This is a genomic window from Nitrospinota bacterium, assembly GCA_016235255.1.
Taxonomy (GTDB): domain Bacteria; phylum Nitrospinota_A; class UBA7883; order UBA7883; family JACRLM01; genus JACRLM01.
This window is the reverse complement of sequence record JACRLM010000016.1, coordinates 14,275-36,504: the sequence shown is the minus strand read 5'-3', so window position 1 is coordinate 36,504 and position 22,230 is coordinate 14,275. Positions and strand designations below refer to the sequence as shown.

Here is a 22,230-nt window from a genome sequence, read left to right as displayed (position 1 = left end):
TCTGCACACAGGCCACAGCCCGCTTGCGCAACTGCGTCAATGTCTTACTATCAAGCCCGCGCCCATCTGTATTCTTCATGGACTACAGCGTAACGCATATATCCACTTATGTCAATACTATTATGAGACGGTTAATAACTTCACCCTCGCCCGTCCCGCCTTTGGCGTGACGGGCTCTCCAGGAAGAGGTAAATCCCCCCCCTTCCGCCGGGGGAAGCCGCTACGGCTTTCTGTATATCTCTTTTCTGTGGCCGATGCGGTAAACGATTACCATCTGCCTGACTTGGTCTATCGCGCAGACCGCCCGGTAATCGCCTATCCGGTATCGCCAAAGGCCTTTTTTGTCCCCGGTCAGCGGTTTTCCGCAACTGCGGGGGTCTTTTAAGGGGGAGATGCGCTCCCGGAAATATTAAAAATCGTTTTCTGGACAGGCTCGTCCAGTTTTGAAAGCTCTTTTAGAGCGTCAGGTTCAAATTCAATCTTTGAGGCCAAGGCGCCTCTCGGCCTCGTCTATAGGAATTGTTGGCCGCCCCTTTTTTATCCGGGCCATGACAATATCGTAATCTTCCTTGTCCCGCAGGAAATCCAGCAAAGCCCTCCGTGCGTAATAGCTTTTTGTTTTGCCGGTCTTATTGACAAGCTTTTCCAGCTTCTCTTCGGCATCCTTTGGAATTTTAAGGGTGATCATCTTTTCCGCCTTGAAAACTTTATGGTTGATTTTAACATGGCGTGGTCAAACAAAAAAGCCCCGATCCGCCTTTTAAGTGAATCGGGGCCTTTTAATTTACTGCCGGCTGAGCCTATTCCGCCGAGCCGAATATTTTGTCCACAAAAGCGTCCCTTAAAAGCTTGCTCTGGCGTTCAAAAGCCTGTCTTGGATTTTTCGGGTCTTTCATCAGGGCTATTTCCTGGGTAATCAGGCGGGCGAGGTTTAATGTGTGGGTGTCAACCTTCGCGGCCTCTCTTTTATACAGCGGATGGTCGCGGTTTATATAAATCATTGTCTCTTCGGAGAACACTTCAGCGCCGTTCTCACCGAAGCTGTCCACGACGCAAGAAACGCCCGTCTCCCCGAACTTTATCCTTTTTATTATCGCGTTTGGCGTAAGGCTCTTTACCTTCGGTTTCTTTTTTCTCTTTTTGGGCGGCTCCTTTATTTTTTCCTCTGACGCCACCACCTCCGAAGCGCCTTCCTTTGTCCCGGATGTCGCGGCGGCTCCGCCTGCCCCTTTGGCCTCATCACCCAGGGGGAGCGATCCGAATGGTGAAAGATCCGGATTCGCGGCAAGGGCTTTATAAATCCGCTGAAGGGTTTCCTTGAGCGCCTTGCCGACTTTCTTTCCCTCTTTTTTCGTGGTCAATCTCTGAAGGTATAGTTTTACTCCTTCCATTACCTGCGCGGCAATGGTCAGAAAACTCCTATATTCCTCGGAGTCTTTTATAAAACCTGTCCGGTCGCTTGTGACCGGAAGAAAATCGGCGTTCAGCTCCCCCCGGACCCTTCCCATCGCCTTTCCCCAGGTCTCCATGCCGAAAAGCTCCCGCCTGACGGTGACCTGCTTGACCTTCACCTCGACGCCCGGCTCCGCTTGCATTGACGCCGTCTCCGGCAGGATCACTATTTCCCCCGTGACGGCGCCAAAGGGCGTCCCTTCCAGGATCGGAATCTTGTGACCGGAAAGGCTTCGCGGGGCCACCGTATGATTGTTGATTTTGACCTTGAAATGAGGCGCCTTGATGGGAGTCCCTTCGATTATCTTTTCCTCTATGTCTTCGGGCCTGAACTTGCGCTCCAGCCCGAACAATATGATTGTCGAGCCGCTTTCACTTCTGAAATCAGCGGGGAGCGATTCGAGGGGAAGCCGCCAGATGTCCTTTTCCATCTCCCAGCGTTCCTTGTCAAACACCACCCTGCCGGTGAAATCCCCCTTTTTGGTGATGACCTCGAATCTCCTGCACGCCGCCAGGCTTGCGAACTTCCCGATGCCAAACTGCCCGATCCTGTCTCTCCCATGCACCGGAGATTTCGGGGAATTGAGCTTTTGCTGGGAACCGATGTTGAAATACTGCATCAACCCATCCCTGTCCATGCCGGTTCCGTTATCGCGGATTTCGATGGAGTCCTCGCCGGCAATGACATTGACCAGCGTGGCGTCCGCGTCATATGCGTTGTTGACAAGCTCGCGGACAAACTCGATGCTCTCGGTGTATAGCCTCTCACCTATGGTGGTGATGTGAGACTTGTCTATGGTTACGGGGATGAATTCTTCTGTTTGCATTCGTTTAAAGGCTCGTGTTTGCTCATCGAGTAACGCTTTGTCATTTTGATATTACTATCACAGTCAGTAAAAAGAAAAGCCTGACTTTTTTCTGAGGCGCGATTTTCGGATAAAAATCCAGCGGGTTCCGCTCTCCCGCGAAGAACGCAATACAAGCAAGTACAAATCCATTGGTCTGATTCTTTATGACCGCGCAGGAAAAATAATCTTGACTTTTCGGGGGGGGGGGGGGGTAGATTCTCACTAAAGAATTCCAGTACTCGCAGTCCAAACTCTCTTTCATGGAGGGGACACAATGCGGTGGAGCATTTCTTTTGCGGCAACAGTACCTATTGCCGCTTTATCTCCATCGGCCCACGCCACGGGGACAAAAGTCAAAAGTGCACGGCCTGGCGCTCAAAAGGGAGAGCACACGAAACGAACGCTGTTTTCCGCGGCTTTGCAAGGGCACGGCGCGCCGCGCTACGCCCGGGACGGCGTCGCTGAAACGGCGGCAAAGTATTTGGGCGGCAGCCCGTAAAGACCTGTTCTTCGGAAGATTCGGAAACCGATCGATTACTTCGTGAGGAGAGCGGCATATGATGACCGATAATGACGCCAAGAGTTCTATCACCACCTCCCACAACAACATAGTCATCCGGTACGCCATCGCCACCGGTCTGTTGGCTGTATTGGCGGTGGCGGTCAACATCACCCATTACAGAGCGGTAGAGGAGTATAAAATAACCGCTACCGTGATCAACCTCAGCGGAATGCAAAGGATGCTCTCCCAAAGGGCGGCGCTCTTTTCCCTCCGGCTTTTCAACAGCCGCGATCCGGCGGAAAAAGAGAAATTACGCAAGGAGCTTATGGACATTGCCGGCAGGATGGAGAAATCCCATAACGGCTTCATGCATGGCGACGCCGGGCTTGGTCTTACTGGCAAACTATCGCCGCAGGGCCGCGCCATATTCATGGAAGCCCCCGTAAACCTCGACGCCCAGGTTCGATCATACCTCCAAATAATAAGAAAGGTCGCCACCGCGCCGGAGAGCGGGCTTGCCGCCAGCGCTTCCGATGTGAACGGGATTCTTCACGTGGCCCAGGGTGAACTGGTGAATTCACTCGATTTTCTCGTCCAGCAATATGAAAGCGAGAGCAAAATTTCCGTGGCGGATTTGCAACAGTTGGAGCTGGCTTTCATCGGAGCGATCCTGATGACTGTGATCATCGCGTCGCTATTCATATTCCTTCCCGCGCTAAAACAGCTCAATGAAAACACCGGGCGGCTTTTGGACTCCCGTCAACGCCTGTCGGACGTGCTCGACGTGATAGGGGAGGCCATCATCGTGGCCGACGAGACGGGCAAGATAGTCCAGGCGAACCGGGAGGCCTCGAAAGTGTGGGGCTACGGCGCGGAGGAGTTGATCGGCGCCAATGTCGGGGTTCTCATGCCGGAAGATTACCGGGAGGCGCATCAACAGGGGCTTGCCAGATACGTCCAGACAGGCGTCTCGCGCATCCTGGGCAGGAGGATGGAATTGGATGGTCAAAAGAAGGACAAGACAGTCTTCCCGCTGGAGATAACCATCACCCACGCCAAGCTTGCGCGCGGCGGCCTTTTCACGGCGGCGGCGCGGGATTTAACGGAAGCCAAACTCGCCGGGCAGGAACGGGAGCGGCTTGTCACGGCGATCCATCAAGCCACCGAGGCCATCGTGATCACCGGCGCTCAGGGGATCATACAGTACGTCAATCCCGCGTTCGAGAATACGACAGGCTACAAGCGGGAAGAGGCGATCGGCCGGAATCCGGGCATACTCAAGAGCGGCAAGCAGGATGACGCGTTCTACAAGAACCTCTGGGAGACGATATCCGGCGGTGACACCTGGAAAGGCCGATTTATAAATAAAAAGAAGAACGGCGAGCTGTTTGAAGAAGAGGGGAGCATAACCCCGGTGAAGTCCGCGGCCGGCGAGATAGTCAACTACATAGCCGTAAAGCGCGACATAACCCGCGAGAGCAAGCTCGAACGGCAGACGCGAAAGACGCAGAGGCTGGAAGCCCTCGGCTCGCTGGCGGCCGGCATAGCGCACGATTTTAACAATCTGCTCAGCCCGATAATCGCATATACGGAGATGGCGATAGCTGATTTGCAGGATCGCGGCGAGATCGCGGGAGACCTTCGCGAAGTCGTCAAAGCGGCGGGAAGGGCCAGGGACATCGTCAAGCATATCCTCACCTTCGGCCGCGAGAGCGAACATGAGAAGACCCCGGTGATGATCCACCTGGCCGTGAAAGAGGCGTTGAAACTCGCGCGCGTTGCGATATCGGCGAACATCGAGATAATCGAGGAGCTGGATTCCCAATCCGGTTATGCGATGGCCGATCCATCCCAGGTAAGCCAGGTGGTGATGAACGTCTCCCTCAACGCGGCTTACGCCATGCGGGGAACGGGCGGGCGTATTACAATCAGCGTCGCAATTTTTGAGGCGGATCGGGAGTTTATCTGGAACCATCCCGCCATGTCCGCCGGTAAATACGTGCGGATAACAATTTCAGACACCGGCCCCGGAATGGACGAACAGACGCAAGAACGCATATTCGAGCCATTCTTCACCACCAAACCCACCGGCGAGGGGACGGGGCTGGGGCTGTCGGTGGTCCATGGAATCGTCAAAGGTCATGGCGGCGAAATCACCGTTTACAGCCAGCCCGGCGAAGGAGCCACATTCAATATATACTTCCCCGCGACAGAAGAGAAAGCCCGGGCCGAAGACGAGCCGGCGGCTTTCCACAAAGGTTATGGCTCCATATTGCTGGTGGATGACACGGACGCCATGCTTTCGGTGGGCGGGAAAATGTTGACGCGGCTCGGATACAAGGTCACGGCTGTGTCCAGGCCCAAAGATGCGCTCGAACTTTTCAGGAAATCGCCGGAGGAATTCGACGCGCTGGTCACCGATCAGACAATGCCGGGGATGACCGGGGTGGAACTGGCCGCCGGGATAATGAAGATCAGGCCAGGCTTCCCCGTGGCGCTGTGCACCGGGTTTAGCGACAGCGTCTCCGCCGACAAGGCGCGGGAGATTGGAGTGCGGGAGTTCATGATGAAACCTTACGGGACAAACCAGTTCGCGGAAGCCATGCGCAGGCTCATGGGCTCCACGACGAAAGACTTGAATTTGTGAATTTGGTGAATTTGGAGGTCTTTACTTTTGACTTTTGTTGATTCGGGGTGTGCATCGGCCACAGCGTGCACGCCCGCATGTTTTCCCATTGGGAGCGCGGGCATCTTGCCCGCAATCGGCTTATTGTGGCTCAACGCCGCGATAAGCCAAAAAAAACGGTGATGCTATCGTTGCCGGCGTTTTATTTAAGCGCGGTTTTCCCTTTTGAACGCCGCCATTACCCCCGCCACCAGGCCATGGGAGCCATGGTTTGCCGTGAAAAATGCTATTGCCCGGGCATGGAGATATGCGACAGGCGGTGGCACGCTTCAATTACGAGGGATTTACTCTTACTAATCCCGCGTGGATGTCATTTGGGCAACAGCCCGTAAAGACCTGATACGATAAGGCCGCCACGGTTTTCAATCTGCGCGATTGCCAATCCCGTCCGTTGCCGTTTATAATCCTTTGAAACAATATAAACGCGTTCTGCCGTTCCGGAGCGTACCGCCGAGCCGGAAGAATTTTAGCGGACCTTTAAAGGCGCCCCACAGCGCGGTCACAAGTGGCGGCGCCATATGTGTTTATGGTTGAAACTCTGCAGTACTTCGTCGAGAACTACGGTTACGTCGCCATTCTCGTGGGCACCTTTTTCGAGGGGGAGACGATTCTTGTGCTCGGCGGCATCGCGGCGCACATTGGATATCTGGAGTTGACCCCCGTCATCGCGGCGGCGTTTTTCGGCAGCACTTTCGGCGACCAGCTTTTTTTCTTCATCGGAAGACGCTGGGGCAACCGGCTTTTAGCAAAGCTCCCCACCTGGAAAGTGCGCATGGACAAGGTCCACGAGCGGATGGAAAAGTGGCACTCCTGGATCATACTGGCATTCAGGTTCTGGTACGGCTTGCGCAACGTCACCCCGTTCGCCCTCGGGATGAGCAACGTGAAAACGTCGCTTTTCATCGTGCTCAACATCATAGGCGCTTTTATCTGGGCAGTCACGGTGGCTTGGGGGGGATATATCCTCGGCGAGGCGGTGGAGAAGGTGATAGGGAGCATCAAGTTTTACGAGATCATGTTCCTGGTCGGCGTGGCGGCGCTGGGGCTTATCGTGTGGATAAGCGTGAACGTGTACCGCAAAATGAAATACGGCAAAGCCGGGGGAGCCTGATTTTCCTCCAATTATCCCTTCAAGCCTGATAAATTGTTGATATAAGGGGCGTGGGCCCTGCCGGAAGCTTTCGGACCTTTGTTTCCAAAACGGTGAACCATGGAACCGGATGGCGGAGAAAAACAGGCTCTCGAAAAGATCGGCCAGCTTGAGGAAAGCATCCGCGAGAGGTTGGCTGCGGCCCGCGTGAAGGCCAGGCAAACCTTGGACGAAGCGGAGCGCTCCGCGGCCGTTCTTGTCCGAGGCAAAGAGGCGGAGCTTGAAAAGCTGGACCGTCAATACGCCGAACTTATCGCCACCCGTCTGGCGCCAGGTGAAAAACCCGCCACCAAGGTAAAAAAAATCCGGCCTCCAGCGGCCCAGGCCATCGCAGGTGAAATATTCTCTCTCCTGGTGAAAGGAGAAGTGGAATGATCGTGCGGATGAAGCGGGTGCGGATAGCGGGGCCCAGGAGCCTGTCGGCCGAGGTGATAAACATGCTTTACGGCGCCGGCGCGGTGCATGTGGCCTCCCCGGAGTCCGATGCCAAGCTTGCCGCTTCCGGCCTTAAACCGGAATTGCTGACCGGCGGGGCCGCCGCAAAACTGCGGGCCGCCGAGGAAATGATCGGCCAGATCAAAACGGCCCTTGCAAATCTCCCTTCCGCCCGGTCTTCGGACAAATCCTTATTTGCCCTCCCTGCCTCCGATGACGGGGCGCTGGCGGAGATTTCCTCACCCGGCCCTTTCAAGGAAGCGCTGGACCGGGCCGCGGCCATTTTAATAGAGGATGAAGCGGCGGCGGCTGAGATTAAGGAAGTGGGAGAGTACAAGAAACTTTATGAGGAATTCCAGCCACTGATAGAGAAACTCGAATACGTGCGCGGCATGGAAATCACCGGCGTCACTTTCCCGCCGGAAGGTCTGGGGGCATATGAAGAGATGGCCCAAAGGCTCGATGAAGTGACGGCGGGCGCCTGCGCGTTGTTCAAGGGGAAGAATCATCACGAGGGGGTGGTGGCGCTGGCGATGTACCCTTCGTCCAAGTCCGAAGAGGTGCGGCGGTTTGTTTTCGGCCACAAGGTGCGCCCCATCCACGTGCCGGAGCGGTATGAAAGGGAGACATTCGCCTCCACGCTGCGGTTCCTGTTCTCGCGCCAGGTGGCCCTCAATGATGAGCGCCGCGGGTTTGCCTCTGAGCTGCAGGATGTCTCCAGCCTGTGGAGGGAGAATTTTCAGGAAGCCCTTGCAAGGCTTGAGCGGATGCTCGGCCCGCTTCACACCAGGGGGCAGCTTTTGAATTCGGAATCGTCTTTCTGGATAACCGGATGGCTGCCGGCTGGCGAGGCCGGGAGGGTGGAACATCTGGCCGGGGAGCGTTTCAGTGGGGCGGTGATAATGTATTTCGAGGATCCGGAACCCGCGGAGTTTCCAGAAACTCCCATACTGCTCCGCAATCCTGCCGTCGTGCGCCCCTTTGAACGGTTGGTGCAGATATACTCCCCCCCCATGTATGGCACGATAGATCCCGCCCCGCTCATCGCCATTTCGCTGCCGATGCTATTCGGCCTGATGCTAGGCGACGTGGGATACGCGGTGATTCTGGCGCTTTCCGGATGGTACATAACAAGGCTTCTGCCGGGGAACGCCGCGGCGCGTGACGCGGGGGGGATAATCTACCTGATGGCGGCGTGGAGCGCCATATGGGGCGTCTTCTTCGGCGAGATGTTCGGTGAATTGTGGCAGGCGGTGGGCTTTGGCGAGCCTTATTTCAACCGGCGCGAACGGCCCATCGAAACGCTTCTGGCGGTGGTGGCCTTCGGAGCGCTGAACGTATCTTTGGGGCAAGTGTGCGGGATACTGGTGGGGCACAGGATGCGGGACTATAAAAGGATGGCGGTAAAGGCGGCGGACCTGGGTGTGATAGTGTCCGTACTCTGGTCCGGCTGGCTGTATTACACCGGGGAGGAGCCTGTGATGGGCGTCCTGGCTTTGGGAGCGTCCCTTTTGGTGAAGGGAGTTTTCGGCGGGGCGGAGATTGTGGAGACCCCCAGGCTTATTTCCAACATCCTTTCCCACGCCAGGCTCATGGCGCTGGGCTTCGCCTCCGTGCTGGTGGCGGACATGGCCGGAAAGGCGTTCACCTCCGCCGGAGGGCTTTTCACCGGGATACTTATGGCCGCCGGATTCCACGCCCTTTCGCTGGCCATAGGGCTTTACAGCCCGGCGATCCAGGCGGCGCGCCTTAATTTCGTCGAGTTCCTGGGTCAGTTTTATGAATTCGGCCAGGTGCGGTTTTCACCACTGAAAAACGGTTAAAATATTATTAGAGGGGGACATAAAATGGACTGGAAATTATTGGCCGCGGCCTTGGCCATAGGGCTTACCGCCTGGGCCACCGCGTATGCGCAGGCCAAGATAGGCTCCGCCGCGGTGGGCGCCATCGTGGAGAAAAAAGAGGTGGCGGGGCTGATGATCATCCTCATCGCCATACCCGAGACGATGGTGATCCTCGGTTTCGTGGTGTCTGTGCTGTTGCTTTACAGCAAATGAGCGTAGAAAAACTTCTCGCCGCCATTTCCGCCGAGGCGGACCTCAAGGAGCGGGAGATTTTCGGCGAGGCGGCCCATAAAGCGGACGCTGTCATGTCGGGGGCGAAGAGCAGGGCGGCGGAGCTGGACCGGGCAATTGAAATGAAAAAAAGGGAAATCGCTTTAAGGGGCGCAGCCCTTGACGCCGCCCGGAAAAGGATGGAGGATCGCTCCGTCTCCCTTGAGTCTTTCAACGCCGCAGTGGAAGACATCCTCGGAATTGTCCGGACGATGTACCGGCGTTTCATAGACGAACCAGGGTACGGGGCGTTTGTCACCGCGGAACTTGCGCGGGCCGGAGAAGAGGCCGGCCGGATCAGTGAAGTCCACGCGGACGAAAAGACCGCGGCCGTCCTCAAAAAAGCCGGTGTTCCCAATGTAATAGCGGATGAAACGGTGGCGGACGGTTTCACGGCTATGTTAGAAGACGGGCGCAAGGCTGTGACGTGCGCCCTGGAGCCGAGGCTTGCGAAACTGTGGCGCATGTATGGATGGAAGTTCGCCGCCAGGATAGCGGCGGCGGCGGAAGAAAATGGAAATTGAGTACACCGTCACAAGGCTAAAGGCGCTTGCGGGGCGATTCCCCTCTTACGGGGAATTCATACGCATCCTGCAAATGGAAGACGCGCGCGGGGTGGCCGGGCTTCTGGAAGGATCGGTATTCGCCCCGGAGATGGAAAGCCTTGTGGCAAAGGGGGAGACGGACATATCCCCCATGCGCCTACTGCGCGTCATGGCCGACGGACATCACCGCCTCCGGCGCCACTTCGCCGGCATGGCTATGCAGACTGATCCGCGATCCTGCCGCGCCATCCTGATGCGGTGGGAGATTGAAGAATTGAAATCGGCGTTGCGCTATCTTAAATATCACGGTGAAAAAGTGGAGCGCCGTTTCGGATTCAACTCGTTGATCCTGCCGGAAGGGAAAACGCCTTTGTGGGAGGCAAAGGACAGGAGCCTTGCCCACTTCATCGCGGCGCTTGCCCAGGCCCGTCATCCGCTTGCCCCGGCTGTTGACAGGGAAGAGTATTTAAAAGACACGGTGAAAGCGGAGCTTGGGATAGAACGTTATTTTTACGGCGAATGGCTCCCTTCGCAAAAAGGGATCGCAGCGCAGGCGGCCGAAAGCCTTGCAGACAGGCTGGACGCGGCGAACATCGCCGCGGCAATGCTGATCCGGGAGGCAAAAAGCGGCAGGGGCGAGGCCTCCTCTTATTATGTGGCGGGATGCGGGGAGGTGATGGTGGACGATTTCATGACAATCGTGGAAGGGCCGGCATGGGCGCCGTTTCAAATCGTCAAAAAGAAAATGGGTCTGTCCCCCCGCAAAGGTTCGGAAATATCCGCCACCATTTTCGCGCTGGAGATAAAGCGGGCGCTGGCCCGGCGTTACAAGCTCGCCTGCATGCTCGATCCCGTGGGAATGCGGGATTTCGTATGGTTCATGGAGGAATTGGACATCACCGTGTCCAACCTGAAACTGGCGGTCAACCACGCCCTCACCCACACCCCAGCAGGAGAGGCGGCGGACATTTTTATAAAGGTGACGATATGACGGCCACCAAAACGCTGACCATGCGGATACTGGCCCATTGGGGGCAGGAGACCGGCTTTAGGCTGGGGGGAGCGTCCGTTGTCAACGTGGCCAACGCGGCGGCGCTAAACCGGGAGATATCCCAGGCGATAAACGAAGGGGACGTGGGCATACTGGCCATCCCCCTGGACCTGGAGCGGTGGATTTCGGAGAAGAACCTGCGCGCCCTGGCCCGGAACCCAAAGCCGCTGCTGGCGCGATACGATTACCCGGGGCAATGGCGCTTTTTCGCGGACGCGGCCCAGATCGCCGACGCGCTCACATACCGGGCGCTGGGCTACCACATGAGGATAAAGCTGTGAGTTTCCCCAGTGGCGGAATCATAAAAGTGTCCGGCCCGGCGGTGGTGGCCGGAGGCATGTTCGGCTGCTTTATGAGCGAGGTTGTGCGCGTGGGCCCTTCGGGGCTGATGGGGGAGATCATCAGGATCGAGGGGGGCGCTGCGGTGGTGCAGGTGTATGAGGAGACCACCGGGCTTAAAATCGGCGACGTTGTGGAACGGACCGGGGAGATGCTGTCCGTGGAGCTTGGGCCGGGGCTTTTAGGATCCATATTCGACGGGATCCAGAGGCCCCTTGTGAAACTTTCGGAGAATTGGGGTGATTTTATCCAGAGCGGAGCCGGGGAGAAAAGGCTGGACAGGACACGCAAGTGGCGATTCACCCCGTCCGTGAAACCTGGTGACGTTGTCAAATGGGGGACAGTGCTGGGCGAAACCCCTGAAAGCGGGCGCATCACGCACAGGATAATGGTGCCCAAGGGGGTGGAAGGGATCGTCAAGAGCGCGCGCGAAGGGGAATTCACCATAACCGATCCGGTGGTGGAGCTGGAAGACGGCTCCACCATTACCATGCGCCAGAAATGGAACATACGGGAGGCAAGGCCCCGGGCCGGAAGGCTGCCGCTCAAAGTCCCGCTCATAACAGGACAAAGGGTGATAGACACTTTATTCCCCATCGCCGAAGGGGGCGCGGCCATCATCCCCGGCGGATTCGGCTCCGGCAAGACCGTGCTGGAACAGACCATCGCCAAGTTCGCCCAGGCGGACATCGTGATATACATCGGCTGCGGCGAGCGGGGCAACGAAATGGCCGACACCCTAAACCAGTTCCCGCAACTGACCGACCCGCACACCGGAAGGCCGCTGATGGAGCGCACCATCCTCATCGCCAACACGTCCAACATGCCGGTGGCGGCGCGGGAGGCCTCCATATACACAGGAATGAGCGTGGCCGAATATTACCGGGACATGGGGTACAAGGTGGCGGTGATGGCCGACAGCACAAGCCGGTGGGCCGAGGCGTTGCGGGAGATATCTTCGCGGCTGGAGGAGATACCGGGCGAGGAGGGGTATCCCACATACCTGGCCAGCAGGCTTGGCGCATTCTATGAGCGGGCCGGGCGGTGCGTGGTTGGCGATAACGGGACCGGGTCGGTGACGATCATCGGGGCGGTGTCGCCGCCGGGGGGGGATTTTTCCGAGCCGGTGACACAGGCGTCACTTCGCATGGCCTCTACCTTCTGGGGGCTGGACTACGATCTGGCCCACCAGCGGCATTTCCCGGCCATAAACTGGCGCATAAGTTTCTCGCTCACATATCCGGCGCTGATGGGATGGTACGCGGAGAATGTCTGCGCCGCATGGCCGGAGATGGTGAAAAAGGTCCACGCCATCCTGCAAAAGGAAGAAGAGCTTTTGGAGGTGGTGAAGATCATCGGGGCGGACTCGCTAGAGGACAAGGAGCGGGTGACGCTGGAGGGCGCCCGCCTTTTGCGGGAAGGGTATCTGCGGCAGAGCGCAGTGAGCCCCACGGACGCATATTGCTCTATCACCCGGCAGAAAATGACGCTGGAGTTTTACCTGTTTTTCATCGAGCGCGTGGCTGCCGCCGTGGAAAAGGGGACCACCGTGGAGACGATCCTCAAATTCCCCGGCATGGAGGAAACGCTGCGCCTTAAAGAGGTGGAGGATTCCGCCCTCGAAGGGCGCGTGGCGGAGCTTGGCAAGTCGCTGGAAAAATACCTGAAAGAGGAGGAGGCGTAGGAAAATGCGCGACCTTCTTTCCGCGGAATACAGGACCATAGAGTCGGTGAAAGGGCCATTGCTGTTCATCAGCAGGCCGAGCCGCGCGGCGCTCGGGGACCTTGTGACAATCATCGTCGGCGCGGACGACATGCGCGCCGGGCAGATCATAGAGCTTAGCGAACGGTTCGCCGTGGCGCAGGTGTTCGGGCCGACGGGAAAGATTAACCCGGACACCACCGTGGTGCGGTTCTCGGAAGAAGGGGCGGCGATAAACCTCTCTCCGCTGATCCTCGGCCGGGTGTTCTCCGGAGCGGGGACGGCCATGGACGGGATGCCGGAGCCTCCGCCGTTTGTAAGGCGGGGGATCCACGGCTCGGCCATCAATCCGGTGCAGAGGGACATGCCAAGGGACTTTATCCAGACAGGAATATCGGCGATAGACGGCATGAACACACTGGTGCGCGGCCAGAAACTTCCCATATTCTCCGGGGCGGGACTTCCGGCCAACGAGATCGCCACCCACATCATCGCAAACGCCGGCGCGCCAAAGGAGGGGGAGCAGTTCGCCCTGGTGTTCGCCGCAATGGGGATCACCTCGCGGGAGGCCGATTATTTCATGGGCGCCTTCATGGCCTCCGGCGCCATAGAGCATTCGGTAGTGTTCTTGAACCTTGCCGACGACCCGGTGATCGAAAGACTATTGACCCCCCGTTTCGCCCTCACCGCCGCCGAATACCTGGCGTTTGAGCTGGACATGCAGGCCCTCGTGGTGCTCACGGACATGACCCATTACTGCAACGCGCTGCGCGAAGTGTCATCGTCCCGGGAGGAAATCCCCGGCAGGCGGGGTTATCCCGGATACATGTACACCGACCTTGCCGGGATATACGAACGAGCGGGGAGGATCAAGGGGCGCAAAGGCTCCGTCACGCAGACGCCGATATTGACCATGCCCGACGACGACATCACCCACCCGGTGCCGGATCTCACCGGTTACATAACAGAAGGCCAGATAGTGCTTGACCGGGGGCTTCACCGCAAAGGGGTGTTCCCCCCAATCAACGTGTTGCCGAGCCTTTCGAGGCTGATGGATCACGGCATCGGGCCGGGGCGGACGCGGGAGGACCACCGGCAATGGAGTGACCAGCTTTACATGCTCTACGCCCGTGGCATGGAGCAGCGGCGCGTGGCCTCCATCATCGGCGAGGAAGGCTTGAGCGAGACCGACAGGAGCTACCTTAAATTCGCGGAGATGTTCGAGAGTGAGTTCCTGGGGCAGGGGAGCCAAAGCCGCACCATGACGGAGACTTTGGAGGCCGGATGGAGGCTGATGGCCACCATGCCGGACACGGAGCTAGTGCGCGTGAGCCGGGATTTCATCGCAAAGTACAGGCCGAAGCTGGAGAACAACAATGGCGCGGTCAACCACTCCGGTTGAGCAGCCATTGTTGCACGCAGATTCCAAACGCACCTCCCGTAGGGGCGGGTTTTAAACCCGCCCATTACAAAGAAAAAGGCGCCGTCAGTAAAATCAAATCGCAAATTAATGATTGACTTGCCGGGCCGCAAAACACATAATAATCGTTTTTACATAGCAGATTTGGGAGTGATTCAAGGTGCCTAACCACAAGTCGGCGGAAAAAAGAGTCCGCCAGAGCAAAAGAAGGAATGTGCGCAATACGGCGGTCCGGTCCGCGGCGCGCACGGCGGTGAAAAAAGCGGGCGCGGCCCTCACGTCGGGAGACAGGCAGGCGGCCACGGCGGCGCTTGCGGAGGCCCAGAAGGCCCTTTTGACCGCCGCTTCGAAAGGCGTGATCCACAAGAATAACGCTTCCCGGAGGGTCTCGCGGCTGGCGTCAAAGCTCGCGAAGCTTAAATAACCTCTCCCTCAGCCTTGTCTGGACGCGGCGGGCTGGTTCCCGCCGCACAATTCCATCACCAGCCTGTACAGGGCCGAGTGCGGCTCGGCCCCGCTTCTCATCAGGCTCATGTTTGTCTCCATCACCCCACGCATCGCCGATAACGCCCGTTGCGCCGGCCATTTGTCCGCGTCGCGCCAGGTGTTTCTCACCGCGAATGGATGCGCCCCCACAGCCGGGGCAAATTCAGTCTCCGGCCTGCCGTCTGCCTTAAAGCGTCTTGCGCAATAAAGCCTCATCACTTCCGTGGTCAGCGATTTTAGTATCATCTGCGGCGGTCTGTTGTTTGCCAGAAGGTTTTCCAGCGCCGCCACCGCCGAGGGAAGATTGCCGCGGCTTATGGCGCCGGTAAGGTCCCATATCTCGTTTTCACGATGGTCGCTTACCATTTCCTCCACCGAGTCCATGGTGACCTGATCGGACTCCCCGGCATAAAGGGCCAGTTTTTCTATCTCCGCCGCAAGCCTGTCCACGTCCCCCCCGGCCAGGTCGCAAAGCCTCTGCGCCGCGTCCGTGGATATTTTTTTCCCCATCCGGCCGAACCTGGACACAGCCCATTCACGCACCCTTTCCCCTTCGGGAGCCGGGAGTTTTACCACCACCCCCGATTTGGCCGCGTTTTTCACAAGGCCGGATTTTTCAAACGGATCGCTCCGTTTGTCCGTGATGTAGCTTACGATAAGGGTGGATTGGGGGTTTGGATCGGCGGCGTAGGAGGCCAGGCTTTCCATGTCCTCCTTGTTGAGCCATTCCAGTGGCCCTGCCCACACAAGCTTCCCACCGCCGAACATGGACATGGTGTTAAGCAATGCGGCGATGCCGGCCCCGGACACCGTTCCGCCGTCGTCCCCCTTTGACGAAGGCGATTCGTCCCCCTCGTCTTCACTTTTTCTCCGCCTCGCGCCCACCGCCAGATGGTGAAAATAATTGTCGGCGGAAATATCATTGGCCAGACGCTCCCGGACCAGCGCCGCAGCCTCGTTTAGCATGAGCGCCGCCGGGCCGTAGAAAAGATATACAGGAGCCCTCTGGAACTTTTCCGGCGCCATGGAGGAGTTGAAAGCAGGATGGGCCAAAACTGGCATATGAGGCGCCGGAGGCCTTACCGGCCCACCGCCAACCTGTCTATCAGGTAGCGGGGGAGGTTGGCCTCGGCCATCTTGCGTTGCACCGCCTCGATGTCATATGGGACCCGCCGGAAGGTCACAGTCCCTTCCTCGGAATCGTAAAGGGCCCAGCACGAGTTGATGTTCGAGTCCCTCGGCTGGCCGACGGATCCGATGTTGATTATGTATTTTTTTGCCGGATCAAGAGTGTACCCGGTCTCCTTGGACACTTTGATGGATGCCGGCCCATCGTATTCGATCACCAGCGGCTGATGCGAATGGCCGATGAAACATACCTGCGAGGTGAGGCTGCCGTAATTCTCCAGCGCCTCTTTTTGCGACATGATATAGCGCCATTCCTCCGGATACAAAGGGGTGGAATGGGCCACCTGGAATCCGTCAAAAGTGTCCGCCGCGCGGGTCCTTTTCAAAAAGTCCTTGTGGTCGTCCCGCAATGTGGCCGCCGTCCAGTCCACCGCCTGTTTTGCGAAGGGGTTGAAATAGTCGTCCGGCGTCTTGCCCACCACGGCCCAGTCATGGTTTCCACCCAGCGAAAGGTCCGCCACCTGCAAAAGCCTGTCCAGGCATTCGTTGGGATTGGGGCCGTAGCCGATTATGTCGCCTAAGAACAAGAGCCTGTCCGCGCCTGTGGAATCAATGTCCCGCAGGACCGCGTCAAAAGCCTCAATGTTTGAATGAATGTCCGATATCAGGGCGTAACGCATTGGTAATACGATGAATGTTTTCCTTACTGTACATTAACATCAAGGATGCGATTATACAACGTCTAACGAAATTATGGGATCGGGGTGATTACTTTTGCCCAAGCAAGTCAAGAAATTCCTTTTCCCCGATAATTTTGACTCCAAGTTCCCCCGCCTTTTCAACCTTTGATCCCGGATCGGCTCCGGCGACGACATAGTCAGTTTTTTTGCTTACAGCGGAAGTTACGCGGCCGCCCATGGACTCTATGCTCTCCTTCGCCTCGTTGCGCCCCATGGACGCAAGCGTGCCGGTGATCACAAATTGTTTTCCGGCGAGCGCGCCGCCGGACGCTTTTTTGTCCCCTTTCAGGTTCACCCCCGCCTCGCGCAGGCTTTCCACCAGGCGGACATTCGATTCCTGGGCGAAGAACACCACCACGCTTTGCGCCACGGATGGCCCGATCTCCGGTATGGCCTTAAGCTCCGCCTCGCTGGCTTTCGCCAGGCTGTCCATCGAATCGAAATTTTTCGCCAGTATCTTCGCCACCCTCGCCCCAACATACCGGATGCCAAGGGCGAAAAGGAGCCTGTGGAGCGGCTGGGCCCTGCTTTTGTTTATCGCCTCCATCACATTGTCCGCCGATTTGTCCGCCATCCGTTCAAGGCCCGTCAAATCATCGCGCCGGAGGCGGTACAGCCCGGAAACGTCATGGACAAGCCCCCGCGCCAGAAGTTGCTCTATGAGCGCAGGGCCCACATGCTCTATGTCCATCGCCCCGCGCGAGGAGAAGTGGCGCAGTTTTTCCAGCAATTGGGCGGGGCAGGCCGATCCGGCGCACCTTGCCACCACCTCCCCCTCCGGGCGGAACACCGCCGAGCCGCAGGCGGGGCATTTTTGCGGCATGTGGAACACGCGCTCGGCCCCGGTCCTTTTCGATTCCACCACCTTCACGACTTTCGGGATCACTTCGCCCCCCTTTTCCACGAACACAGTGTCGCCGATGCGTATGTCCTTGCGCCTGATTTCGTCCTCATTGTGGAGCGTGGCCCGGGCCACCGTGGAGCCGGATATCTCCACTGGCTCTAATATGGCCACAGGGGTAAGCGCCCCGGTGCGGCCCACCTGCACCTGTATGTCCAGCACTCTGGTGGTGGCCTGCTGGGCCGGGTATTTAAATGCTATCGCCCATCTGGGGAACTTGGATGTGGCGCCAAGCTCCGCCTGCAGCCTGTATGAGTCCACCTTCACCACCACCCCGTCCACGTCAAATCCCAGCGTGTCCCGCTTTCCGCCGAACCGGGCCACTTCTTCCGCCACTTCTTTCATTCCCTTGCACAACTTAACGCCGGCCTGCTTGAATCCCATCGCGGCCAGAAGCGCCATGGCCGCGTGATGCGAGTCCACCACTTTCACCGGCCTGCCATCCTGTCCGGTGGGGATGAAGGCGTAAACGAACATGTCCAGGTTTCGGGACGCGGTCACTTTCGGATCAAGCTGGCGAAGCGAGCCTGCGGCGCAGTTGCGCGGATTGGCGAACAGCGCAAGCCCTTCGGCCTCGCGCTGGCTGTTGACCGACTCAAACGCGTCGCGCGGCATATACACCTCCCCGCGCACCTCGAACCGTTTAAGGCCGCGGGGCGGATGCACGCGCAATGGTATGGAGTGGATGGTCCTGAGATTTGCGGTGACCTCTTCGCCGGTCACCCCGTCCCCCCTTGTGGCCCCCTGGACGAAAACTCCGTCCTCGTAGATCAATGAAACGCCAAGGCCGTCTATTTTCGGCTCCACCGTACAGGCAGGCTCCTCGCCAAGGTTTTTCACCAAACGCCCGCCGAATTCCTCCAATTCCCCAAGGCTGTACGCGTTGTCCAGCGAGAGCATCGGGACGTTGGGATTATGGGCCACCGGTTTAAGTTCGTCGGCAGGCTCCCCGCCGACACGCAGGGCCGGGGAGTCCTCCGTCACAAGCTCGGGATGTTTGGACTCCAGGTCCACAAGCTCGCGCATGAGCGCGTCAAACTGGGAGTCGGATATTTCGGGGCTGTTATCGACGTAATAGAGACGCTCGTGACGCCTTATTTCGTCACGGAGCTTTTCGAGCCTGCGGGAAACGCCGTCAGCCACGGGATGGGCGCGGGATACGCTTTGTCACCCGCCCGGACGCTCGTCCACCCGGACGAACCCGATGAACGGCAGGATGCTTTCAATCTGTTCGCGCGTTAAGCTGCGCTCGTCCATGAACTGGAAGTTGCTCACCTCGATGCTCTCGTAGTGGCCGTTCCAGCATTGCAGCGAGTTGACCCTCGCCCCTTCCCAGTCTATGGTCTGGGTGAAAAACAGCGGCCCGCCGCATTTGGCGCACTTGCCGTAGATAATGTCAAACCTGATAGTGTCCTTCATCAAACCACTTCATCATGTTATAGTGAGCGCGGCTTTTTCCGCGCCGCGGATTTCCGATTATATCACGCCTCCTGTTCACGGGGTAAGCAAGTCACAACAGCGACCACACGGCCATAAATCCAACTGCGGTCATTGTGATGGTGTATGGCAGGGCCAGGATGAGCATCCTTCCATATGACAGGCGGATCATCCCGGCGATGGCCGAAGTGAGCAGGAATAAAAAGGCAGCCTGGCCGTTCGGCGTGGCCACACTTGGAATGTTCGTGCCGGTGTTCACCGCCACGGCGATAAGGTCGAACTGCTCCCTGGTTATAAGCCCCGCGTCAAACGCCCCCTTGGCCTCGTTGATGTAGATGGTGGCCACGAATACGTTGTCGCTGATAGATGACAGTATCCCCGCCGCGGCGTAGAAGGCGGCAAGCTGCGCCCGGCCGTCCAGCGACATCGTCCAGTGAATTATGTTCCCGAAAAGGTCCTGCTGGTGGATCACCGCCACAATGGCGAAGAACACCACAAGCAACGCGGTGAACGGCAGCGCTTCCTGGAACGCCTTGCCGATCTGGCGCTCGTCGGTTACGCCGTTTAAAGTGGTGAGCAGGATTATCAGTGAAAGACCGATAAGCCCCACCTCCGCCACGTGAAAAGCCAGGGCCAAAATAAGGGCGGCTCCCATAATCACCTGCACGGCGATTTTCAGCTTTTCCCGTCCGTCAATTTCCAGCGACTGCGCGGCCGCGTGCCCGGCCAGCGCTTCGCGGACTTTATCCGGCAGGCGGCAACCATAGCCGGCCACTCCAAGCGCCTCAACGGCGGCGCATGTCAGAAATCCTATGGCCAGAGTAGGCATGGTGACCGGAGCCGATTTGATGAAAAATTCCGGGAAATTCCATCCCATCAGATGGCCGATCAGAAGGTTCTGAGGTTCGCCGACCAACGTGGTGACGCCGCCCAACGCCGTCCCGACGGCGCCGTGCATCATAATGTTGCGCAGGAATCCCCTGAAATTGTCCAGGTCCTCCTTATGCCTGTCCGCGGACTGGATGTCCGAATCGCCCTCTCCGGCGGCGGACGCATATCGCTGGTACACCTCGAAAAATCCCGTGGCCACGGCGATCATCACCGCGATCACCGTAAGAGCGTCCAGAAAAGCGGAAAGGAATGCCCCCAGTCCAAGGAAGATAAGCGACACCGCCATCTTTGATCGGACTTTTACAATGACGCCGGTGAACAGGTGGACGAGCGCTTCTTTCATGAAAAATATCGCGGCCACCATGAACATCAGCAGCAATATCACCGGGAAGTTTTGCCGGGTTTCTTCGTAAACGCTTTCCGGCGTGGCCAGTCCCAGAATTACCGCCTCCAGCGCCAGCAGGCCGCCCGGCTGGAGCGGGTAGCACTTTAACGCCATTACAAGGGTGAAGATGAACTCAAGAATCAACGCCCATCCCGCCCAAAACGGGCTGACCGCTCGCAACGCCACATTGGCCAGGAGGAACAGGACAATCGCCCCCTTGTACCAGTCCGGGGCGCCCCCCATGAAGTTGCGTTTGAAGTCTTTCAGAGTATTCATCGACCTGGAAAATCAGCTTTTGTCCATCACGGCTATCATGAGAAGTGATTTTACCGTTATAAAACCCTTAACGCCGCAAAATACGGCATATGCCGATGTAAATAATTTACCCGGCTTAATGTAAATGGGCTACCATCGGGAAAAACATGGGCAGCGTGCCCGCGCTTACACGTAACATCAATAGGCTCATATGTTTACAGTTTTAGTGGCCGACGACGAAAAGAGCATGACCGAGTTTCTGGAGATCATGCTCAACAGGGAGGGGCACGAGGTGATCACCGCCTCCACCGCCGAAGAGGCGATGGACGCCATCACAAACCGCGAGCCCGACCTTGTGATAAGCGACATCAATATGCCAAAGGCCGGCGGCATGGCGGTGCTGCGCCAGGCCATGGGAAAAGACCCCGACCTGCCCGTGATAATGATCACCGCCTACGCCTCCACAGACACCGCCGTGGAAGCGATGAAAATGGGCGCCTACGACTACATCACAAAGCCCTTCAAGGTGGACGAGATAAAGCTCACCATCGCAAAGGCCCTGGAGCGGCGGAGGGACAAGGCGGAGCTTCGCAGGCTCCAGGACGAGGTGACGCAGACCTACAGCATCGGGGGCCTTCTGGGCAAATCTGAAAAGATGACGCAGCTTTTCAAGCTTATCCGCAAGGTGGCCAACAGCCGCTCCACAGTGCTCATCACCGGCGAATCGGGCACAGGCAAGGAGCTTGTGGCCAAGGCCATCCATTACCTCTCGGACCGCAAGGACAAGCCGTTCCACTCCATCAACTGCGGCGCCATGCCCGAACAGCTTCTCGAATCGGAGCTTTTCGGCCACCAGAAAGGGGCTTTCACCGGCGCCGTGGCGGACAAAAAGGGATTGTTGGAAATAGCCGACGAGGGGACCTTCTTTTTCGACGAAGTGGGGGAAGCGCCCCAGACCATCCAGGTGAAGATGCTGCGGGTGCTCCAGGAGCGCGAATTCAAGCGGGTGGGGGGTGTAAAGGACATAAAGGTGGACATCCGGGTGATCGCCGCCACCAACCAGAACCTCGAGGAGCTTATCAAGGCCGGCAGGTTCCGCGAGGATTTTTTCTACCGGCTCAACATAATCACCCTGAGCATCCCGCCGTTGCGCGACCGCAAGGATGACATACCCATACTCGTCAACCGGTTCATAGAAAAATACGCGCATGAGGACAACCGGCGCATAGCCTCCATATCCGGCGACGCTATGACTTTGCTTGAAAACCACCATTGGCGCGGCAACGTGCGCGAGCTTGAAAACGTGATCGAACGCGCCGTGGTGCTGGCCACGGGGCCCCGCATAGAGACTGAAAACCTGCCCGACTACGTGCGCTTTTCGAACGTGGAATTAAAAGAAGGGGCGCTGGACATGCCCGAAGGGGGGGTGGACCTGGAGGCGGTGGTAAGCTCCATTGAAAAAGACCTGCTTTTAAAGGCGCTGGAAAAAAGCGGTGGAAAGAAAAAAGAGGCGGCCAAACTCGTCAACCTGACATTCCGCTCGTTCCGCTACAAACTGGCCAAATACGGCATCGGCGGGCATGACCATGAGGACAAAGGGGACGAAGAGGGGGAGTAAATACCGGAAACAACCGGTTGCATTGCGCCACAGTTGCAGAGGATGATTAAGACGTGGTCTAAATCAGCCCGAAGCTTCAATAATACATATTGGGAAGGTGGCGCTCCCCCCCGCATACAAAATTAATTGCATTTATTGTGCCCGT

At 57.8% G+C, this 22,230-nt stretch carries 20 protein-coding genes; 12 read left to right on the top strand and 8 right to left on the bottom strand.

What is annotated here, in order from left to right:
• Window positions 1-220: 220 nt before the first annotated feature.
• From HZB29_01910 to HZB29_01900, 3 genes are all read right to left on the bottom strand, one after another.
• On the bottom strand, window positions 221-394 hold the full coding sequence (locus tag HZB29_01910; protein MBI5814347.1) for a type II toxin-antitoxin system RelE/ParE family toxin: 174 nt from the start codon (window positions 392-394) through the stop codon (window positions 221-223).
• An 81-nt stretch (window positions 395-475) separates the two neighbouring features.
• Window positions 476-688, bottom strand: a complete 213-nt coding sequence (locus HZB29_01905) for a ribbon-helix-helix protein, CopG family (protein ID MBI5814346.1) — start codon at window positions 686-688, stop codon at window positions 476-478.
• A gap of 112 nt (window positions 689-800) precedes the next feature.
• Window positions 801-2,279, bottom strand: a complete 1,479-nt coding sequence (locus HZB29_01900; protein ID MBI5814345.1) for an ATP-binding protein — start codon at window positions 2,277-2,279, stop codon at window positions 801-803.
• 578 nt (window positions 2,280-2,857) lie between these two features.
• Between HZB29_01900 and HZB29_01895 the strand changes: the two genes are divergently transcribed.
• The 11 genes from HZB29_01895 (at window position 2,858) to rpsT (ending at window position 14,668) form a co-directional block, all read left to right on the top strand.
• A complete protein-coding gene (locus tag HZB29_01895) occupies window positions 2,858-5,449 on the top strand; it encodes a PAS domain S-box protein (protein ID MBI5814344.1) in 2,592 nt (863 codons plus the stop codon).
• A gap of 565 nt (window positions 5,450-6,014) precedes the next feature.
• A complete protein-coding gene (locus HZB29_01890; GenBank protein ID MBI5814343.1) occupies window positions 6,015-6,599 on the top strand; it encodes a DedA family protein in 585 nt (194 codons plus the stop codon).
• Window positions 6,600-6,698: 99 nt separating this feature from the next.
• Window positions 6,699-7,013, top strand: a complete 315-nt coding sequence (locus tag HZB29_01885) for a hypothetical protein (GenBank protein ID MBI5814342.1) — start codon at window positions 6,699-6,701, stop codon at window positions 7,011-7,013.
• Window positions 7,010-8,896 (top strand): hypothetical protein, encoded by a 1,887-nt coding sequence (locus tag HZB29_01880; GenBank protein ID MBI5814341.1) that lies wholly within the window; start codon window positions 7,010-7,012, stop codon window positions 8,894-8,896. Before HZB29_01885 ends, HZB29_01880 begins: the two co-directional genes overlap by 4 nt.
• A 24-nt stretch (window positions 8,897-8,920) precedes the next feature.
• On the top strand, window positions 8,921-9,130 hold the full coding sequence (locus HZB29_01875; GenBank protein MBI5814340.1) for an ATPase: 210 nt from the start codon (window positions 8,921-8,923) through the stop codon (window positions 9,128-9,130).
• Window positions 9,127-9,711 (top strand): hypothetical protein, encoded by a 585-nt coding sequence (locus HZB29_01870; protein MBI5814339.1) that lies wholly within the window; start codon window positions 9,127-9,129, stop codon window positions 9,709-9,711. The genes HZB29_01875 and HZB29_01870 overlap by 4 nt, the downstream gene beginning before the upstream one ends.
• Window positions 9,701-10,723 carry a V-type ATPase subunit gene (locus HZB29_01865; protein MBI5814338.1) on the top strand — a complete coding sequence of 341 codons (1,023 nt, stop codon included), beginning with the start codon at window positions 9,701-9,703 and terminating at the stop codon, window positions 10,721-10,723. Before HZB29_01870 ends, HZB29_01865 begins: the two co-directional genes overlap by 11 nt.
• On the top strand, window positions 10,720-11,064 hold the full coding sequence (locus tag HZB29_01860) for a hypothetical protein (protein ID MBI5814337.1): 345 nt from the start codon (window positions 10,720-10,722) through the stop codon (window positions 11,062-11,064). The genes HZB29_01865 and HZB29_01860 overlap by 4 nt, the downstream gene beginning before the upstream one ends.
• Window positions 10,980-12,806 (top strand): V-type ATP synthase subunit A, encoded by a 1,827-nt coding sequence (locus tag HZB29_01855; protein ID MBI5814336.1) that lies wholly within the window; start codon window positions 10,980-10,982, stop codon window positions 12,804-12,806. The genes HZB29_01860 and HZB29_01855 overlap by 85 nt, the downstream gene beginning before the upstream one ends.
• Window positions 12,807-12,810: 4 nt before the next feature.
• Window positions 12,811-14,226, top strand: coding sequence for a V-type ATP synthase subunit B (locus HZB29_01850; protein MBI5814335.1), 1,416 nt, complete (start codon window positions 12,811-12,813; stop codon window positions 14,224-14,226).
• A 178-nt stretch (window positions 14,227-14,404) separates the two neighbouring features.
• Window positions 14,405-14,668, top strand: coding sequence for a 30S ribosomal protein S20 (gene rpsT / locus HZB29_01845; protein MBI5814334.1), 264 nt, complete (start codon window positions 14,405-14,407; stop codon window positions 14,666-14,668).
• An 8-nt stretch (window positions 14,669-14,676) separates the two neighbouring features.
• Here the strand turns inward: rpsT and holA are convergent, their stop codons facing one another.
• From holA to nhaB, 5 genes are all read right to left on the bottom strand, one after another.
• Window positions 14,677-15,792, bottom strand: a complete 1,116-nt coding sequence (gene holA, locus HZB29_01840; GenBank protein ID MBI5814333.1) for a DNA polymerase III subunit delta — start codon at window positions 15,790-15,792, stop codon at window positions 14,677-14,679.
• Between the two features lie 17 nt (window positions 15,793-15,809).
• A complete protein-coding gene (locus HZB29_01835) occupies window positions 15,810-16,538 on the bottom strand; it encodes a metallophosphoesterase family protein (GenBank protein ID MBI5814332.1) in 729 nt (242 codons plus the stop codon).
• 88 nt (window positions 16,539-16,626) lie between these two features.
• Entirely contained in the window at window positions 16,627-18,642 is a 2,016-nt protein-coding gene (gene ligA, locus HZB29_01830; GenBank protein MBI5814331.1) for an NAD-dependent DNA ligase LigA, read from the bottom strand.
• A 24-nt stretch (window positions 18,643-18,666) separates the two neighbouring features.
• Entirely contained in the window at window positions 18,667-18,918 is a 252-nt protein-coding gene (locus HZB29_01825) for a hypothetical protein (GenBank protein ID MBI5814330.1), read from the bottom strand.
• A 91-nt stretch (window positions 18,919-19,009) separates the two neighbouring features.
• Window positions 19,010-20,488, bottom strand: coding sequence for a sodium/proton antiporter NhaB (gene nhaB / locus HZB29_01820; GenBank protein MBI5814329.1), 1,479 nt, complete (start codon window positions 20,486-20,488; stop codon window positions 19,010-19,012).
• A gap of 190 nt (window positions 20,489-20,678) precedes the next feature.
• Here nhaB and HZB29_01815 point away from each other — a divergent pair, with 190 nt between their 5' ends.
• A complete protein-coding gene (locus HZB29_01815) occupies window positions 20,679-22,085 on the top strand; it encodes a sigma-54-dependent Fis family transcriptional regulator (GenBank protein ID MBI5814328.1) in 1,407 nt (468 codons plus the stop codon).
• Window positions 22,086-22,230 lie beyond the last annotated feature (145 nt).

Bases quoted from the DNA above. Each gene is read 5' to 3' on its own strand.
- HZB29_01815 (MBI5814328.1), top strand. From the start codon at position 20,679: ATGTTTACAGTTTTAGTGGCCGACGACGAAAAGAGCATGACCGAGTTT.
- HZB29_01895 (MBI5814344.1), top strand. From the start codon at position 2,858: ATGATGACCGATAATGACGCCAAGAGTTCTATCACCACCTCCCACAAC.
- HZB29_01905 (MBI5814346.1), bottom strand. From the start codon at position 688: ATGATCACCCTTAAAATTCCAAAGGATGCCGAAGAGAAGCTGGAAAAG.
- HZB29_01875 (MBI5814340.1), top strand. From the start codon at position 8,921: ATGGACTGGAAATTATTGGCCGCGGCCTTGGCCATAGGGCTTACCGCC.
- HZB29_01860 (MBI5814337.1), top strand. From the start codon at position 10,720: ATGACGGCCACCAAAACGCTGACCATGCGGATACTGGCCCATTGGGGG.
- HZB29_01900 (MBI5814345.1), bottom strand. From the start codon at position 2,279: ATGCAAACAGAAGAATTCATCCCCGTAACCATAGACAAGTCTCACATC.
- HZB29_01890 (MBI5814343.1), top strand. From the start codon at position 6,015: ATGGTTGAAACTCTGCAGTACTTCGTCGAGAACTACGGTTACGTCGCC.
- HZB29_01855 (MBI5814336.1), top strand. From the start codon at position 10,980: ATGGCGCTTTTTCGCGGACGCGGCCCAGATCGCCGACGCGCTCACATA.
- HZB29_01835 (MBI5814332.1), bottom strand. From the start codon at position 16,538: ATGCGTTACGCCCTGATATCGGACATTCATTCAAACATTGAGGCTTTT.
- HZB29_01880 (MBI5814341.1), top strand. From the start codon at position 7,010: ATGATCGTGCGGATGAAGCGGGTGCGGATAGCGGGGCCCAGGAGCCTG.
- nhaB (MBI5814329.1), bottom strand. From the start codon at position 20,488: ATGAATACTCTGAAAGACTTCAAACGCAACTTCATGGGGGGCGCCCCG.
- holA (MBI5814333.1), bottom strand. From the start codon at position 15,792: ATGCCAGTTTTGGCCCATCCTGCTTTCAACTCCTCCATGGCGCCGGAA.
- HZB29_01825 (MBI5814330.1), bottom strand. From the start codon at position 18,918: ATGAAGGACACTATCAGGTTTGACATTATCTACGGCAAGTGCGCCAAA.
- HZB29_01865 (MBI5814338.1), top strand. From the start codon at position 9,701: ATGGAAATTGAGTACACCGTCACAAGGCTAAAGGCGCTTGCGGGGCGA.
- HZB29_01870 (MBI5814339.1), top strand. From the start codon at position 9,127: ATGAGCGTAGAAAAACTTCTCGCCGCCATTTCCGCCGAGGCGGACCTC.
- HZB29_01885 (MBI5814342.1), top strand. From the start codon at position 6,699: ATGGAACCGGATGGCGGAGAAAAACAGGCTCTCGAAAAGATCGGCCAG.
- HZB29_01850 (MBI5814335.1), top strand. From the start codon at position 12,811: ATGCGCGACCTTCTTTCCGCGGAATACAGGACCATAGAGTCGGTGAAA.